This window comes from Pigmentiphaga sp. MLSB6-MA01 (assembly GCF_058793475.1).
Genome location: NZ_JBXAFV010000023.1, coordinates 68,401 through 82,021 on the forward strand (window position 1 = coordinate 68,401; position 13,621 = coordinate 82,021).

The window sequence follows — 13,621 nt, forward strand, 5'->3', positions numbered from 1 at the left end:
CGGACGTTACGCAATGGAATTCGCCAATCTGAACCTGTCTCTCGTCGCGCCGGAGATCACGCTGCTGGTGCTGACGTCGGCCATCCTGCTGATCGACCTGTTCGTCAAGGACGAAGGCCGTGCGCTGACGCACATCCTGTCCCTGCTCACGCTGGTGGTGCTGACCTGGATGAGCCTGTCCGATCTGGCCTCGGGCGTGCAGGGCTCGGCCTTCGACGGCATGTACGTGGCCGATAGCCTCGCCCATGTGCTCAAGGTGTTCTCGTACATCGCGGTGGGCGTGACGCTGATCTACGGCAAGGGCTACGCCCAGGACCGGGGCATGCTGCGGGGCGGCGAGCTGTACGTGCTGTCGCTGCTGGCGCTGCTGGGCCAGATGGTCATGATCTCGGCCGGCAACATGCTGACGATCTATCTCGGCCTGGAGCTGATGTCGCTGGCGTTCTACGCGCTGGTGGCGCTGCGCCGCGAGCACACCGTGTCCACCGAGGCGGCGATGAAGTACTTCGTGCTGGGCGCGCTGGCCTCGGGCCTGCTGCTGTACGGCATGTCCATGATCTACGGCGCCACCGGCACGCTGAACCTGGCCGGCATCGCGCGCGCCACCTCCGGCGCCACCGACAACCACATGATCCTGGTCTTCGGACTGGTATTCCTGGTCGCCGGCCTGGCCTTCAAGCTCGGCGTCGTGCCGTTCCACATGTGGGTGCCCGACGTCTACCAGGGCGCGCCCACGGCCGTGACGTTGCTGCTGGGCGGCGCGCCCAAGCTGGCCGCCTTCGCCATCGTGCTGCGCCTGCTGGTCGATGGCCTGTTCGGCCTGGCGGCCGACTGGCAGCCCATGCTGGCCATCATGGCGGTGCTGTCGCTGGCCATCGGCAACCTCGCGGCCATCATGCAGGCCAACATCAAGCGCATGCTGGCCTATTCGACCATCTCGCACATGGGCTTCGTGCTGCTGGGCCTGATGTCCGGCGTGCTCGAGGGCAGCGCCTTCAATGCGCAGAACGCCTACACCTCGGCCATGTTCTACGTGATCGTCTATGTGCTGACCACGCTCAGTTCGTTCGGCGTGCTGATGTTGCTGTCGCGCTCGGGCTTCGAGTGCGAGAACGTGGACGACCTGAAGGGCCTGAACCGCCGCAACCCGTGGTTCGCCGGGGTGATGCTGGTGCAGATGTTCTCGCTCGCGGGCATTCCGCCCACGGTCGGTTTCTACGCCAAGCTGGCGGTGCTGCAGTCGCTGATCCAGACCAACCACGTCGTGCTGGCCGTGGTGGCCGTGCTGTTCTCGCTGATCGGCGCCTTTTACTACCTGCGGGTGGTGAAAGTGGTGTACTTCGACGATCCGGTCGATCAGGCCCCCCTGCAGGGCTCGGCCGGCTTCCGGGCCGTGCTGTCGGTCAACGGCGCGCTGCTGCTGATCCTGGGCGTGTTCCCCGCGCCGCTGGTCGCCCTGTGCGCCCAGGCCATCTCCAGTTCGCTCGCGCTCTGAGCGTATTCTCCGGCGGCGGCATGCTTGTGCCGCCGCCGTCCCTGACCGGGTTTGTCGCGCCAGGAACCCCGCCTTGAAACAGACCCTCGCCATCTACGTCCTGATCCTGCTGGCCCTGGTGACCGCCAACCTGCCGTTCCTGTCGGAGCGCGTGTTCGGCGCCATGGCCTTCCGCCGGGACGGCGCGCCCGCCAGCAAGCCTTTCTGGCTGCGGCTGGTCGAGGTGCTGGTGCTGTATCTGGTGGTCGGCGCCATCGGCCTGGGCTTCGAGGCCAGCCTGGGGAACGTCTTTCCCCAGGGATGGCAGTTCTACGCCATCACCCTGACGCTGTACCTCGTGCTGGCCTACCCGGGCTTCGTTTACCGCTATCTTTTCAAACGGACTGCCCGATGAGCGATGATCGAGCCCTGGAGGAACTGGCACGCAGTTCCGACCGCCTGCGCGAGGAGCCGATCACCAGCGAGGCGGTGTTCCGCGGCAAGCTGCTCGACGTGCGCCGGGATACCGTCCGGCTGCCGGGCGGGGCCACGGCCACGCGCGAATACATCATGCACCCGGGCGCATCCATGATCGTGCCCATGCTGCCGGACGGACAAGTGGTGCTGGTGCGGCAGTATCGTTATCCCATGCACCGGGCCTTCATCGAATTTCCCGCCGGCAAGATCGATCCCGGCGAGGCCCCGCTGGCCACCGCGCAGCGCGAGCTGCTGGAGGAAACGGGCTACCGGGCGGGCAAGTGGACCGAGCTCACCACCATCCATAACGCCATCGCCTACGCCAACGAGCGTATCGTGCTGTTCCTGGCCGAAGGCCTGGAGCGCGGCGAGCAGCAGCTGGACGAGCACGAATTCCTGGAAGTGTTCACCGCTCCGCTGGAGGACCTGATGGACTGGATCCGCCAGGGGGAGGTCACCGACGTCAAGACGGTGATCGGCGCGTTCTTCGTGTCCGCTTCTACGCGCTGACGTCCGGATAGAGGCCGCGCGCCCGGCCGTACAGGCGGGCCAGGCCGAACAAGGCGTCGATGTTGGGCGTGGGTACGCCCACTTTCTGCCCCAGTTCGCGTACAGCGGCCACGATGGCGTCCAGCTCCAGCGGCCGGCCGGCTTCCGCATCCTGCAGCATGGAACTCTTGAAAACCCCGAGCTTGCGGGTGACGGCGTGGCGGTCCTCGGCGCTCTGGTCGATGGCGCAGCCCAGTTCGCGGCCGATGCGCGCGGCCTCGTCCATGGCGTCGGAGCAGAAGCGGCGCACCAGCGGATCGTCCAGGATGCGGTCGACCGTCGCGCCGGTCATGGCCGAGACCGGGTTCATGGTCATGTTGCCCCACAGCTTGTACCAGATGTCCTGGCGGATGGCGCGCGAGGCCGTGGCGCCGAAGCCCGCCTGGGCGAGCAGCGCGGCGATGCGCTCGACCCGGGCGGACGCGGAGCCGTCCGGTTCGCCGACGATGAGGCCCCCGCCCATGTGATGCCGGACCACGCCCGGTTCCGGCGTCGAGGTGCTGGCGTGGACCACGCATCCGATCACGCGCGCCGCGGGAATACCGCGCGCGATCCGGCCATCGGGGTCGATGGCCGACAGGCTGGCCTGTTCCGGTGGCAGGATGCCCTGCGCGAACCACCAGGGCACGCCGTTCATGGCCGGCAGCACGGCGGTGTCGGGGCCCAGCAGGGGCGCCAGGCTGTCCGCCACGGCGGCCAGGGCGGGGCCTTTGACCGCGATGACGACCAGGTCCTGCCGGCCCAGGGCCTCGGCGCGGTCGCTGGCGGTGACCGGTGCCTGGACGAGGGCGCCTTCCTGCCGCAGTCGCCAGCCGTGGGATTGGAGCGCCGCCAGCGTGGCGCCGCGGGCCAGCGCGCTGACGGCGCAGGCGCCGGTGGCGGCCAGGCGGGTGCCGATGAAGCCACCGATGGCGCCGGCGCCCACGATGCAGACTTTCATGCGGGTTCCTTGGCCTATTCCAGCATGACGTTGGTTTTCCGGATCCGCCCCCGCCGTGGCCCGGACACGACCTGCGGCGGTGGCTGATGGGGCAGGCGTGGGCGGCGGGTTAGCGGGCCTGTGCCTTTTTCCTGGCCCGGTAGGCGTGCAGCAGCGGTTCGGTGTAGCCGTTGGGCTGGCCGCGGCCTTCGAAGATCAGGGCCGAGGCGGCCTGGAAGGCGAGGGAGGTTTCCTCGTGGCCGGACATGGGTTCGTAGAGCGGGTCGTTGGCGTTTTGCTGGTCCACGACCTTGGCCATGCGCTTGAGCACGTCGCGGACCTGGGCCTCGTTGGTGATGCCGTGGCGCAGCCAGTTGGCGATGTGCTGGCTGGAGATGCGCAGGGTGGCGCGGTCTTCCATCAGGCCGACGTTGTGGATGTCGGGCACCTTGGAGCAGCCCACGCCCTGGTCGATCCAGCGCACCACGTAGCCGAGGATGCCCTGGGCGTTGTTCTCGAGTTCCTGCTGGATGTCGGCGGGCGACCAGGCGGCGGGATCGCCGACGGGGACGGTCAGGAGGCCTTGCAGGAGTTCGTGGCTGACCGTGCTCAGCCTGGTCTTTTCCAGTTCCTGCTGGACGGCCTGCACGTCCACCTGGTGGTAGTGCATCGCGTGCAGGGTGGCGGCGGTGGGCGAGGGGACCCAGGCGGTGTTGGCGCCGGCCTTGGGGTGGGCGATCTTCTGTTCCAGCATGGCGGCCATCAGGTCGGGCATGGCCCACATGCCCTTGCCGATCTGGGCGCGGCCGCGCAGGCCGGCATCCAGGCCGATCAGCACGTTGCTGCGTTCGTAGGAGGCGATCCAGGCCGAGGCCTTCATGTCGCCCTTGCGCAGCATGGGACCGGCTTCCATGGCGGTGTGGATCTCGTCGCCGGTGCGGTCCAGGAAGCCGGTGTTGATGAAGGCGACGCGCGGGCTGGCGGCGGCGATGCAGGCCTTGAGGTTGACGCTGGTGCGGCGTTCTTCGTCCATGATGCCCATCTTGAGCGCATGGCGTGGCAGGCCCAGCAGGTCTTCGACGCGGTCGAACAGTTCGCTGGCGAAGGCGACTTCGGCCGGACCGTGCATCTTGGGCTTGACGACGTAGAACGAGCCCTTGCGCGAGTTGCGGCGGACCTTCAGGTCGGGCAGCGCGGCCAGCGTGGCCACCACGGCGTCCAGGATGCCCTCCGGGATCTCGTTGCCGTCCTTGTCCAGCACGGCGGGGTTGGTCATCAGGTGGCCGACGTGGCGCACGAACATCAGCGAGCGTCCGTGCAGCGTCAGCGACGAGCCATCGGCGGCGGTGTAGTCGCGGTCGGCGTTCAGGCGGCGGGTGAAGGTCTTGCCGTTCTTGCTGACTTCCTCGGTCAGGTCGCCCTTGTTCAGGCCCAGCCAGTTGCGGTAGATCTTGACCTTGTCGTCGGTGTCGACCGCCGCCACGGAGTCTTCGCAGTCCATGATGGTGGTGATGGCCGATTCCAGCACGACGTCCTTGACGCCGGCGGCGTCGGTGGCGCCGATCTGGCTGGCGCGGTCGACCTGGATCTCGAAGTGCAGGCCGTTGCCCTTGAGCAGGACGGCCGAGGGCGCCTGTGCCTGGCCTTGGTGGCCGACGAACTGTTCCGGCCGGCGCAGGGCGGTTTCGCCTTGCCCGAGCGCGACCACGAGCTTGCCATCGCGCACCGAGTAGCCGGTGGCGTCGGCATGCGAGCCCTGGGCCAGCGGCGCGGCCTGGTCGAGAAAGGCGCGCGCGCGGGCGATGACGGCCTGGCCGCGCACCGGGTTGTAGCCGGCGCCGCGTTCGGCGCCGCCGGTCTCGGGCAGAGCGTCGGTGCCGTAGAGGGCGTCGTACAAGCTGCCCCAGCGCGCGTTGGCGGCGTTCAGGGCATAGCGCTGGTTGGAGACCGGCACCACGAGCTGCGGACCGGCCTGTTCGGCGATCTCGGTGTCGACGTTGTCGGTGGTGACGCGCACGTGCTCGGGCTGGGGCAGCAGGTAGCCGATGCGTTCCAGGAAGGCGCGGTACGTATCCTGGTCGCGGATCGGGCCGGGGTGGGCGCGGTGCCAGCCGTCGATTTCGGCCTGCAGGCGGTCGCGTTCGGCCAGCAGCGCGTGGTTCTTGGGCGCGAGGTCGTGCACGATCCGCGAAAAGCCTTGCCAGAAGCGGTCACTCTCGATGCCCGTGCCGGGCAGGGCTTCCTGCTCGATGAAGCGGTCGAGTTCACTCGCCACTTGCAGGCCGTGGCGGTTGGTGCGTTCCGTCATGGAGATTCTCCTGGCTATGTCTGATGGTGTTGGGCGGGCCCCGCGGACCACGCCAATGGGATGTATCGATGATAAACGCAGGCGCATGGCATCGGGCTTCGGGATACCGTGCGCCAGAGTCACAATTGCTTTGCGTGGGAAGAGGGAATGCCCGGGGCGAGACAGATGGCGGCCGAGCAGGCATAATTCCGTGTAATTGAGATCGATTCTTCTTTTTATTCCTATCCGAGGTATCACGCCATGTCGCTCCAGACCGCCTCCCCGTCGTCGCTGGCCCTTCGTCTGAAGACCGCAACCGCTCCGCTGCACGAGAAGCTCGACAAGCTCGTGATGTCGCTCAAGCCGTTCGACAACCGGGAGAACTACGGCCGCTTCGTCGTCGCCCAGTATCTGTTCCAGCGCGACATCGAGTCGCTGTACGACGACCCGGCCTACGCGGCGCTGATCCCGGACCTGGCCGAGCGGCCCCGGCTCGCGGCGGCCCACGCCGATCTGCAGGACCTGGGCCAGGCCGTTCCGGAAGGCGGCGAAACGCCGCAGGGCCAGGGCATGGAGCTGCCCGAGGGCCTGGGCTGGCTGTACGTGTCCGAGGGCTCCAAGCTGGGCGCGGCCTTCCTGCTCAAGGAAGCGGGCCAGAGGCTGGGGCTGGGCGAGGATTTTGGCGCGCGCAATCTGGCGGCGCCGGCCGACGGGCGCGGGGCGGCGTGGAAGCGCTTCGTCCTGGCGCTGGATGGCAGCGGTTTGTCCGCCGTGGAGCAGGACCGGGTGGTGGCCGGGGCCAGCGCCGCCTTCGAGCGCTTCGCGGTGTTGCTGGCGCGCAGCTATGATCTGAAGGGCGAGCCGTCGCTCGCGTGAGGGAATGATGTCGATGTCCACAATGACGGAGCGCCGCCGGGCCTTGCTGGCGGCGATGCCGGCCGGCCTCCTGCTGGGGGCCCTGGCTCCGGTGGCGCGCGCCGCCCAGCCGCGGGCCCGGGCGCCGCGCGTGGTGTCCGTGGGAGCCGGCGTGACGGAGATCGTCTACGCGCTGGGCGGCCAATCCCAACTGCTGGCGGTCGACACCAGCAGCCTCTATCCTGCCCAGGCCCTGGCGCTGCCCAAGGTCGGCTACCAGCGCACGCTGTCGGCCGAGGGGGTGCTGTCCCTGGGGCCGCAGGTGCTGCTGGCGGGGCAGGAGGCGGGGCCACCCGCCGTGCTGCGGCAGATCGAGTCGGCGGGGGTCAAGGTCGTGCACGTCGATGGCGACTACACCTTCGAAGGCGTGCTGGGGCGGATCGGCACCGTGGCGGCCGCGCTGGGCCGCCAGGCCGAAGGCAGGGCGCTGGCCGACACGCTGGCGTCCCGTTGGCAGGCCTTGCAGGCGCGGATCGCGGCCGCGCCGCTGCGCGGGCCGGGCGGCCAGCCGCTGCGCGTGGCCTGCCTGATGCGGCATGGCGCCAACACCATGGCGGCCGGCCGCGACACCGGCGCCGATGCCATGCTTACCCTGGTCGGCGCGGTCAATGTGTTCGGCAGCGATTTCGCCAACTACAAGCCGTTGTCCGCCGAGTCGCTGGCCGGCGCGGCGCCCGATGCCATCATCGGCACCTTTGACGGTACGCAGGAGCCGGATGCCAGGGCACGCCTCCTGGCCACGCCGGGCCTCGCCATGACGCCCGCCGGCAGGAGCCACCGCGCCGTCCTGTTCGACATCGTGCTGCTGCTGGGATTCGGTCCGCGCCTGCCGCAGGCGGTCGAAGACCTGTACGCCGCGCTCAGCGCATGAGGGCGCTACCGTGATGACTGCCTCCAGCGTGGATACCGCCGCGCCGCCGTCGGGCTGGGCCCGGGTGCGGGCGGGCCGCATGCCGGCCGCCTGGCTGTTCGCGGTCCTGGCCGCGCTGCTGGCGGTGCTGGTGGTGGTGGCCGCCGGCCGCGGCGCCTATCCCATTTCCGCATCGAACGTGCTGGCCATCCTGTTGCACAAGGCGGGCCTGGCCCAGGGCGGATTCGAACCCCAGCAGATGGGCGTGCTGTGGACCATACGCCTGCCGCGCGTGATGCTGGGCGTGGCGGTGGGGGCGCTGCTGGGCATGGCGGGCGCGACGCTGCAAGGCCTGTTCCGCAATCCGCTGGCTGATCCCGGCCTGATCGGGGTTTCGAGCGGCGCGGCGCTCGCGGTCGCGCTGACCATCGTGTTCGGCAACCTGTGGTGGCCGGCGCTGGCCCGGGCGATGGGGCTGGCGTTGCTGCCGGCCGCCGCTTTCACCGGCGGCGTGCTGACCACCCTGCTGGTCTACCGGATCGGCCGTACTTCGCTCGGGGTATCCGTTGCCGCCATGCTGCTGGCGGGGATCGCCATGAATGCGATTGCCATGGCGCTCATCGGGTTGGCCAGCTACATGGCGACCGACGAACAACTGCGCAACCTGACTTTCTGGAACCTGGGCAGCCTGGCGCCCGCCACGTGGCCCATCGTGGGCATGGTGTCCCTGGTCGGCGCCGTGGCGCTGGCGGGCATGTGGCGCCTGCGCGGCGGACTCAACGCGATGGCGCTGGGCGAGGCCGAGGCCCGCCACCTGGGCGTGGCGGTGGAAAGCCTGAAGGCGCTGGCGGTGGTGTTCAGCGCGCTGGCGGTGGGCATGGCGGTGGCGTTCTGCGGCATCATCGGCTTCCTGGGCCTGGTCGCGCCCCACTGTATCCGCCTGATGGCGGGCCCGGACGCGCGCATCGTGCTGCCCGGGGCGGCCTTGCTGGGCGCCGCGCTGACGGTGGCCGCCGACCTGGCCGCCCGTCTGATCATCGCGCCGGCCGAACTGCCCATAGGCGTGCTGACGGCGCTGATCGGGGCGCCGTTCTTCCTGTTCCTGCTGCTGCGGGCCAAGGGCAGGATGTTCGAAGGATGACGAGCATGCTGGAAGTGCGTTCACTGACCGTCGCGCGGCGCCAGGCCGGCCAGCCGCACCCGCGCGTGGTGCTGGAGGGCATCGACTGCGTGGTGGAGGCAGGCGAGATCGTGATGCTGATCGGCCCCAACGGCGCGGGGAAGTCCACGCTGCTGTCGACCATGGCGGGCGATCTCGGCCCGGCCTCGGGCGAGGTGTTGTTCAAGGGGCAGCCGCTGAGGAAGTGGGCGGCCGGCGAGCTGGCCCGGCAGCGGGCGGTGCTGCCCCAGCGCGCCGGACTGAGCCTGCCGTTCACGGTGGACGAGGTGGTGCACCTGGGGTGCCTGGCGCGCACCGAGTCGCGCCGGCAGCTCGAAGGCATCGTCAGGGCGGCGCTGGAAGCGGCGGGGGTCACGCATCTGGCCCAGCGATCCATGCCTGGGCTGTCGGGCGGGGAGCAGGCCCGCGTGCATCTGGCGCGGGTGCTGGCGCAGATCTGGCCCAGTGAAACCGGCTCGGGCGCCGGCCGGCTATTGCTGTTGGACGAACCGTGCGCCAGCCTGGATCCGCATCACCAGCATTCGGTATGCACGGCTATCCGCGAGTTCGCGCATCGCACCGGCGCGGCGGTGATCGTGACCATGCACGACATGAATCTGGCGGCGCAGTACGCCGACCGCATCGTGGCGCTGTGGGAAGGGCGGGTAATCGCCGACGGCGAGCCGCGCGCGGTGCTGACGCGCGACTTCGTACGCCGGTGCTTTGCCGTTGACGCGGCGCACTGGCAGTCGGACGAGGATTTCCTGGTGGCGACCCGGCCGCTGCACGACCCGGCCTGAGGCCGCCCCCGGTCACATCTCGTTGTAGACCGGCCCTTCGCCCCCCTGCGGCGTCACCCAGACGATGTTCTGCGTGGGGTCCTTGATGTCGCAGGTCTTGCAGTGGACGCAGTTCTGGGCGTTGATCTGCAGGCGTTCGGTGCCGGCGTCGTCCTTCACGAACTCGTAGACGCCGGCCGGGCAGTAGCGGCTTTCGGGGCCGGCATAGCGCGCGAGGTTGATGTCGACCGGAACCGAGGGATCCTTGAGCGTCAGGTGGATGGGCTCGTTTTCCTCGTGGTTGGTGTTCGAGATGAACACCGAACCCAGCCGGTCGAAGGTCAGCTTGCCGTCGGGCTTGGGGTATTCGATACGCGGGCAGTCCGCGGCCGGCTTCAGATAGACGTGGTCGGGCTTGTCGCGATGCAGCGTCCAGGGGAAGTTGCCGCGCAGCAGCCACTGCTCGATGCCGGTCATCAGCGTGCCGACCGTGCGGCCCTTCTTGAACCACTGCTTGAAGTTGCGCGATTTGTTCAGTTCCTCGCGCAGCCAGGATGCCTCGAAGGCGGCCGGGTAGCTGGCCAGTTCGTCGTGGCTGCGGCCCGCCTCGAGGGCGTCGAACGCGGCCTCGGCCGCCAGCATGCCGCTCTTGATGGCCGCGTGGCTGCCCTTGATGCGCGAGGCGTTCAGGAAGCCGGCCTCGCAGCCGACCAGCGCGCCGCCCGGGAAGGCCAGGCGGGGCAGGGACAGCAGGCCGCCGGCCGTGATGGAGCGCGCGCCATAGGCGATGCGCTTGCCGCCTTCCAGGAAGCCCCGGATGGAAGGATGGGTCTTGAAGCGCTGGAATTCCTCGAAGGGCGACAGCCACGGGTTGCTGTAGTCCAGGCCCACGATCAGGCCGATGGCGACCTTGTTGTCCTCGAGGTGGTACAGGAACGAGCCGCCATAGGTGTCGGCGTCCAGCGGCCAGCCGGCGGTGTGGACGACGAGGCCGGGCTGGTGCCTGGCGGGATCGATCTCCCACAGTTCCTTGATGCCGATGCCGTAGCTTTGCGGATCCTTGCCGGCATCCAGCTTGAGTTTCTCGTTCAACTGGCGGCCCAGGTGGCCGCGCGAGCCTTCGGCGAAGATCGTGTAGCGGGCGTGCAGTTCCATGCCCGGCTGGTACTGGTCGGTGGGTTGGCCGTCCCGGCCCACGCCCATGTCGCCGGTGGCCACGCCCTTGACCGAGCCGTCCTCGTTGTAGAGGATCTCGGCGGCGGCGAAGCCGGGGAACAAGTCCACGCCCAGGGCTTCGGCCTGTTCGCCGAGCCAGCGGGCAACCTTGCCCAGGCTGACCACGTAGTTGCCGGTATTGTGGAAACAGGCGGGCAGCAGCCAGCCGGGCGTGGCGCGGGCGCCGGTCTCGGACAGGAACAGGAAGCGGTCTTCGCTGACTGGTGTATTCAGCGGCGCGCCCTTGGCCTTCCAGTCGGGAATCAGCTCGGTCAGCGCGCGCGGGTCCATGACCGCGCCCGACAGGACGTGGGCGCCGATCTCGCTGCCTTTCTCCAGTATGCAGACTCCGATTTCGCGGCCTTTCTCGGCGGCAAGCTGCTTGAGGCGGATCGCGGTGGCCAGGCCAGCGGGCCCGCCTCCGACGATGACCACGTCATATTCCATCGACTCGCGTTCGTTGCCTTGCATGTACAGGGTTCCTCCGGGTGGGGTGGGGGTGCGGAACCGGCGGTGTCACCGCCAAGCCAAGATAGTTCGAAGTATCATCCTGGATTGTATTTCAAGCGATCACGGCCGTTGGCCACCACGTAAGCGAGGACGACGATGAACAAGGTCTATGCCAGCGCCCGGGAGGCGCTAGCGGACATCGTGCGGGACGGGCAGACCCTGGCGGTAGGCGGTTTCGGCCTGTGCGGCATACCCGAAGCCCTGATCGCCGCGCTGCGCGATACCGGTGCCAAGAATCTGACCTGCATCAGCAACAATGCGGGCATCGATGGCGCCGGGCTCGGGCTGCTGCTGGAAACGCGGCAGATCCGCAAGATGATTTCCTCGTATGTCGGCGAGAACAAGGAATTCGAGCGCCAGTACCTGGCGGGCGAGCTGGAAGTGGAATTCACGCCCCAAGGCACGCTGGCCGAGAAGCTGCGCGCCGGCGGCGCGGGTATCCCGGCCTTCTTCACGGCCACCGGCGTGGGCACCCAGGTGGCCGAGGGCAAGGAAATCCGCGAGTTCGACGGCAAGAAATACGTCATGGAGCGCGCGCTGGTGCCGGACGTGGCGCTGGTCAAGGCCCTGGTGGCGGACAAGAGCGGCAACCTGATCTTCAACAAGACCGCCCGCAACTTCAATCCCAACGCCGCGATGGCGGGCAAGATCACGGTGGCGGAGGTCGAGCGTATCGTCGAGAACGGCGAGCTGGATCCGGATCACATCCACCTGCCGGGTATCTACGTGCACCGCCTGGTCCTGAACGCGACCCCGGAAAAGCGCATAGAACAGCGGACCGTAAGGTAACCCCCCCTACGCCCTTCGGGCGCCCAGTATGGTGAGCCCCCAGCCGCTACGCGGCAGCCTCCCAAGGGGGCCGGGACCCACCTTGGGGCGGCCCGGCGCCGGGTCCCGGGGGGCGGCGCTGGTGGACCGGCGGAGCCGGATCCACGGCGTCCTGGGTCGATGGATATCAAGGAGAAATGACATGGCATGGACTCGAGATGAGATGGCCGCGCGGGCGGCGCGTGAGTTGCAGGATGGTTTCTACGTGAACCTGGGCATCGGGTTGCCGACGCTGGTGGCCAATCATGTGCCCGAGGGGCTGGAGGTCTGGCTGCAGTCCGAGAACGGGCTGCTGGGCATCGGACCGTTTCCCACCGAGGACGAGGTCGATCCCGACCTGATCAACGCCGGCAAGCAGACCGTGACCACGCTGCCGGGCTCGTCCATCTTCTCGTCGTCGGATTCGTTCGGCATGATCCGCGGCGGCAAGATCAACCTGGCCATCCTGGGGGCGATGCAGGTGTCCGAGCAGGGCGACCTGGCCAACTGGATGATTCCGGGGAAAATGATCAAGGGCATGGGCGGCGCCATGGACCTGGTGGCGGGCGTCGGCCGGGTGGTGATCCTGATGGAGCACGTGGCCCGCAAGAAGGACGGCACGGTCGATCTGAAGATCCTGCCCGCGTGCACGCTGCCGCTGACCGGCGTGGGCGTCGTGAACCGCATCATCACCGACCTGGCGGTGCTGGACGTCACGCCCCAAGGGCTCAAGCTGGTCGAGCTTGCCCCCGGCGTGACGGCGCAGGAAGTGGTCGAGAAGACCGCGGCCAAGCTGGATACCTCCGCCGTTGCCGCGTCGGTCTGAGTGGCGCGGGGCGGCCCGGCGGGCCGCCCTGGCCGTGGTATTGGCGGTCCTGGCCGCCTCCGCGCACGCCGAGGCCGGCGGGCCTTACATCCCGGCGGCGCTGGCCATTCCGGCCGTCGCGTCGCGGCCCGCGGCCTTCGTCCCCGACGGATTCACGCTCGAGCGGGAAGTGCAGGGGGACCTGGGGCTGGAAGGGCAGGGCGTGGCGCAGGTCTACCGCAACGCCGAAGGCCGGCGCGCGCTGCTGCTGGGAGCCCGCGGCCCCCATGGCTTCGAAGCCACCGGCTGGGGCTTCGTCCTGCCGTGCGCCACCTGCGGCGTGGACCTGCCCGCCGACCGCAACCTGGAACTGGCCATACGCCAGCAGCGCGTCATTGTCACGGATCGCAGCCTGTCCAAGGCGGAAGATATCTCCACCTCGGCCGAACTGACCCTGTCCTATGACCGCGCCGCCCGTCGCTGGTGGCTGCAATCGCTGCGCCAGCTCACCCTGTTCGCCCGCACCGGCCGCGCCGAAGAGTCGCGCGTGGACTACGAAACCGGCGCCACCCGCGACGCCGTCGGCCGCTACGACGGCCAGGTCTTCTTCGCCGAAACCTCCCAGACCGGCACCCTCGAAGGCGACCGCCCCGCCCTCGACACCCTCGTGCTGTACTAGGCTGAATCGACCTTCATGTTCTTGACCCGGTCTTGTCCGGGGTGCCGGGGCCGGGGGGCGGGCGGGGCGCAGCGAAGCCGGTCCCGCTGCGCGGGACTTCCCGGTGGGGACAGGGCGGCCGGGGCGGGCGCAGAACTCGGGCGGGAACAGTCCCCCGGACTGTTCCTAAGGCCGCCCTCAAACAGCTGCGCCCTTG

General features: G+C 68.9%; 13 protein-coding genes. 10 read left to right on the forward strand and 3 right to left on the reverse strand.

The window, feature by feature from the left end:
* Positions 1-13: 13 nt before the first annotated feature.
* The 3 genes from nuoN (at position 14) to AC1Q6E_RS27490 (ending at position 2,461) form a co-directional block, all read left to right on the forward strand.
* Positions 14-1,495: an NADH-quinone oxidoreductase subunit NuoN gene (gene nuoN / locus AC1Q6E_RS27480; protein WP_492573919.1), complete on the forward strand. Its 1,482-nt coding sequence runs from the start codon at positions 14-16 to the stop codon at positions 1,493-1,495.
* Positions 1,496-1,568: 73 nt separating this feature from the next.
* The gene (locus AC1Q6E_RS27485) at positions 1,569-1,889 is read left to right on the forward strand and encodes a DUF2818 family protein (RefSeq protein WP_152794973.1); all 321 of its coding nucleotides are present in this window, start codon (positions 1,569-1,571) and stop codon (positions 1,887-1,889) included.
* Positions 1,886-2,461, forward strand: coding sequence for an NUDIX domain-containing protein (locus tag AC1Q6E_RS27490; protein WP_492573920.1), 576 nt, complete (start codon positions 1,886-1,888; stop codon positions 2,459-2,461). The genes AC1Q6E_RS27485 and AC1Q6E_RS27490 overlap by 4 nt, the downstream gene beginning before the upstream one ends.
* Here the strand turns inward: AC1Q6E_RS27490 and AC1Q6E_RS27495 are convergent.
* A complete protein-coding gene (locus AC1Q6E_RS27495) occupies positions 2,451-3,440 on the reverse strand; it encodes a 2-dehydropantoate 2-reductase (RefSeq protein ID WP_296557445.1) in 990 nt (329 codons plus the stop codon). The two genes, AC1Q6E_RS27490 and AC1Q6E_RS27495, sit on opposite strands and share 11 nt — an antisense overlap.
* A 109-nt stretch (positions 3,441-3,549) precedes the next feature.
* Positions 3,550-5,727: a malate synthase G gene (locus AC1Q6E_RS27500; RefSeq protein WP_492573921.1), complete on the reverse strand. Its 2,178-nt coding sequence runs from the start codon at positions 5,725-5,727 to the stop codon at positions 3,550-3,552.
* A 240-nt stretch (positions 5,728-5,967) separates the two neighbouring features.
* Between AC1Q6E_RS27500 and AC1Q6E_RS27505 the strand changes: the two genes are divergently transcribed.
* From AC1Q6E_RS27505 to AC1Q6E_RS27520, 4 genes are read left to right on the forward strand one after another with little or no spacing between them, the layout of a single operon-like run.
* A complete protein-coding gene (locus AC1Q6E_RS27505; RefSeq protein ID WP_152794981.1) occupies positions 5,968-6,582 on the forward strand; it encodes a biliverdin-producing heme oxygenase in 615 nt (204 codons plus the stop codon).
* Positions 6,583-6,595: 13 nt separating this feature from the next.
* Positions 6,596-7,492 carry a heme/hemin ABC transporter substrate-binding protein gene (locus tag AC1Q6E_RS27510; RefSeq protein ID WP_492573922.1) on the forward strand — a complete coding sequence of 299 codons (897 nt, stop codon included), beginning with the start codon at positions 6,596-6,598 and terminating at the stop codon, positions 7,490-7,492.
* A gap of 13 nt (positions 7,493-7,505) precedes the next feature.
* The gene (locus tag AC1Q6E_RS27515; protein WP_152797686.1) at positions 7,506-8,612 is read left to right on the forward strand and encodes a FecCD family ABC transporter permease; all 1,107 of its coding nucleotides are present in this window, start codon (positions 7,506-7,508) and stop codon (positions 8,610-8,612) included.
* A complete protein-coding gene (locus AC1Q6E_RS27520) occupies positions 8,609-9,430 on the forward strand; it encodes a heme ABC transporter ATP-binding protein (RefSeq protein WP_296557440.1) in 822 nt (273 codons plus the stop codon). Before AC1Q6E_RS27515 ends, AC1Q6E_RS27520 begins: the two co-directional genes overlap by 4 nt.
* A 12-nt stretch (positions 9,431-9,442) precedes the next feature.
* On the opposite strand, the gene AC1Q6E_RS27525 is transcribed toward AC1Q6E_RS27520, so the two are convergent.
* Positions 9,443-11,071 (reverse strand): electron transfer flavoprotein-ubiquinone oxidoreductase, encoded by a 1,629-nt coding sequence (locus AC1Q6E_RS27525; protein WP_152797688.1) that lies wholly within the window; start codon positions 11,069-11,071, stop codon positions 9,443-9,445.
* 159 nt (positions 11,072-11,230) lie between these two features.
* Here AC1Q6E_RS27525 and AC1Q6E_RS27530 point away from each other — a divergent pair, with 159 nt between their 5' ends.
* From AC1Q6E_RS27530 to AC1Q6E_RS27540, 3 genes are all read left to right on the forward strand, one after another.
* Complete coding sequence (locus tag AC1Q6E_RS27530) at positions 11,231-11,923, forward strand: CoA transferase subunit A (protein WP_152794985.1); 693 nt, start codon at positions 11,231-11,233, stop codon at positions 11,921-11,923.
* Between the two features lie 181 nt (positions 11,924-12,104).
* Entirely contained in the window at positions 12,105-12,767 is a 663-nt protein-coding gene (locus AC1Q6E_RS27535; RefSeq protein ID WP_130359366.1) for a 3-oxoacid CoA-transferase subunit B, read from the forward strand.
* Positions 12,751-13,425, forward strand: coding sequence for a hypothetical protein (locus tag AC1Q6E_RS27540; protein WP_492573923.1), 675 nt, complete (start codon positions 12,751-12,753; stop codon positions 13,423-13,425). Before AC1Q6E_RS27535 ends, AC1Q6E_RS27540 begins: the two co-directional genes overlap by 17 nt.
* Positions 13,426-13,621 lie beyond the last annotated feature (196 nt).

Excerpts from the sequence above, each read along its gene's own strand:
- AC1Q6E_RS27515 (WP_152797686.1), top strand. The coding sequence starts at position 7,506 with ATGACTGCCTCCAGCGTGGATACCGCCGCGCCGCCGTCGGGCTGGGCC.
- nuoN (WP_492573919.1), top strand. The coding sequence starts at position 14 with ATGGAATTCGCCAATCTGAACCTGTCTCTCGTCGCGCCGGAGATCACG.
- AC1Q6E_RS27500 (WP_492573921.1), bottom strand. The coding sequence starts at position 5,727 with ATGACGGAACGCACCAACCGCCACGGCCTGCAAGTGGCGAGTGAACTC.
- AC1Q6E_RS27505 (WP_152794981.1), top strand. The coding sequence starts at position 5,968 with ATGTCGCTCCAGACCGCCTCCCCGTCGTCGCTGGCCCTTCGTCTGAAG.
- AC1Q6E_RS27490 (WP_492573920.1), top strand. The coding sequence starts at position 1,886 with ATGAGCGATGATCGAGCCCTGGAGGAACTGGCACGCAGTTCCGACCGC.
- AC1Q6E_RS27520 (WP_296557440.1), top strand. The coding sequence starts at position 8,609 with ATGACGAGCATGCTGGAAGTGCGTTCACTGACCGTCGCGCGGCGCCAG.
- AC1Q6E_RS27535 (WP_130359366.1), top strand. The coding sequence starts at position 12,105 with ATGGCATGGACTCGAGATGAGATGGCCGCGCGGGCGGCGCGTGAGTTG.
- AC1Q6E_RS27510 (WP_492573922.1), top strand. The coding sequence starts at position 6,596 with ATGTCCACAATGACGGAGCGCCGCCGGGCCTTGCTGGCGGCGATGCCG.
- AC1Q6E_RS27530 (WP_152794985.1), top strand. The coding sequence starts at position 11,231 with ATGAACAAGGTCTATGCCAGCGCCCGGGAGGCGCTAGCGGACATCGTG.
- AC1Q6E_RS27525 (WP_152797688.1), bottom strand. The coding sequence starts at position 11,071 with ATGGAATATGACGTGGTCATCGTCGGAGGCGGGCCCGCTGGCCTGGCC.
- AC1Q6E_RS27495 (WP_296557445.1), bottom strand. The coding sequence starts at position 3,440 with ATGAAAGTCTGCATCGTGGGCGCCGGCGCCATCGGTGGCTTCATCGGC.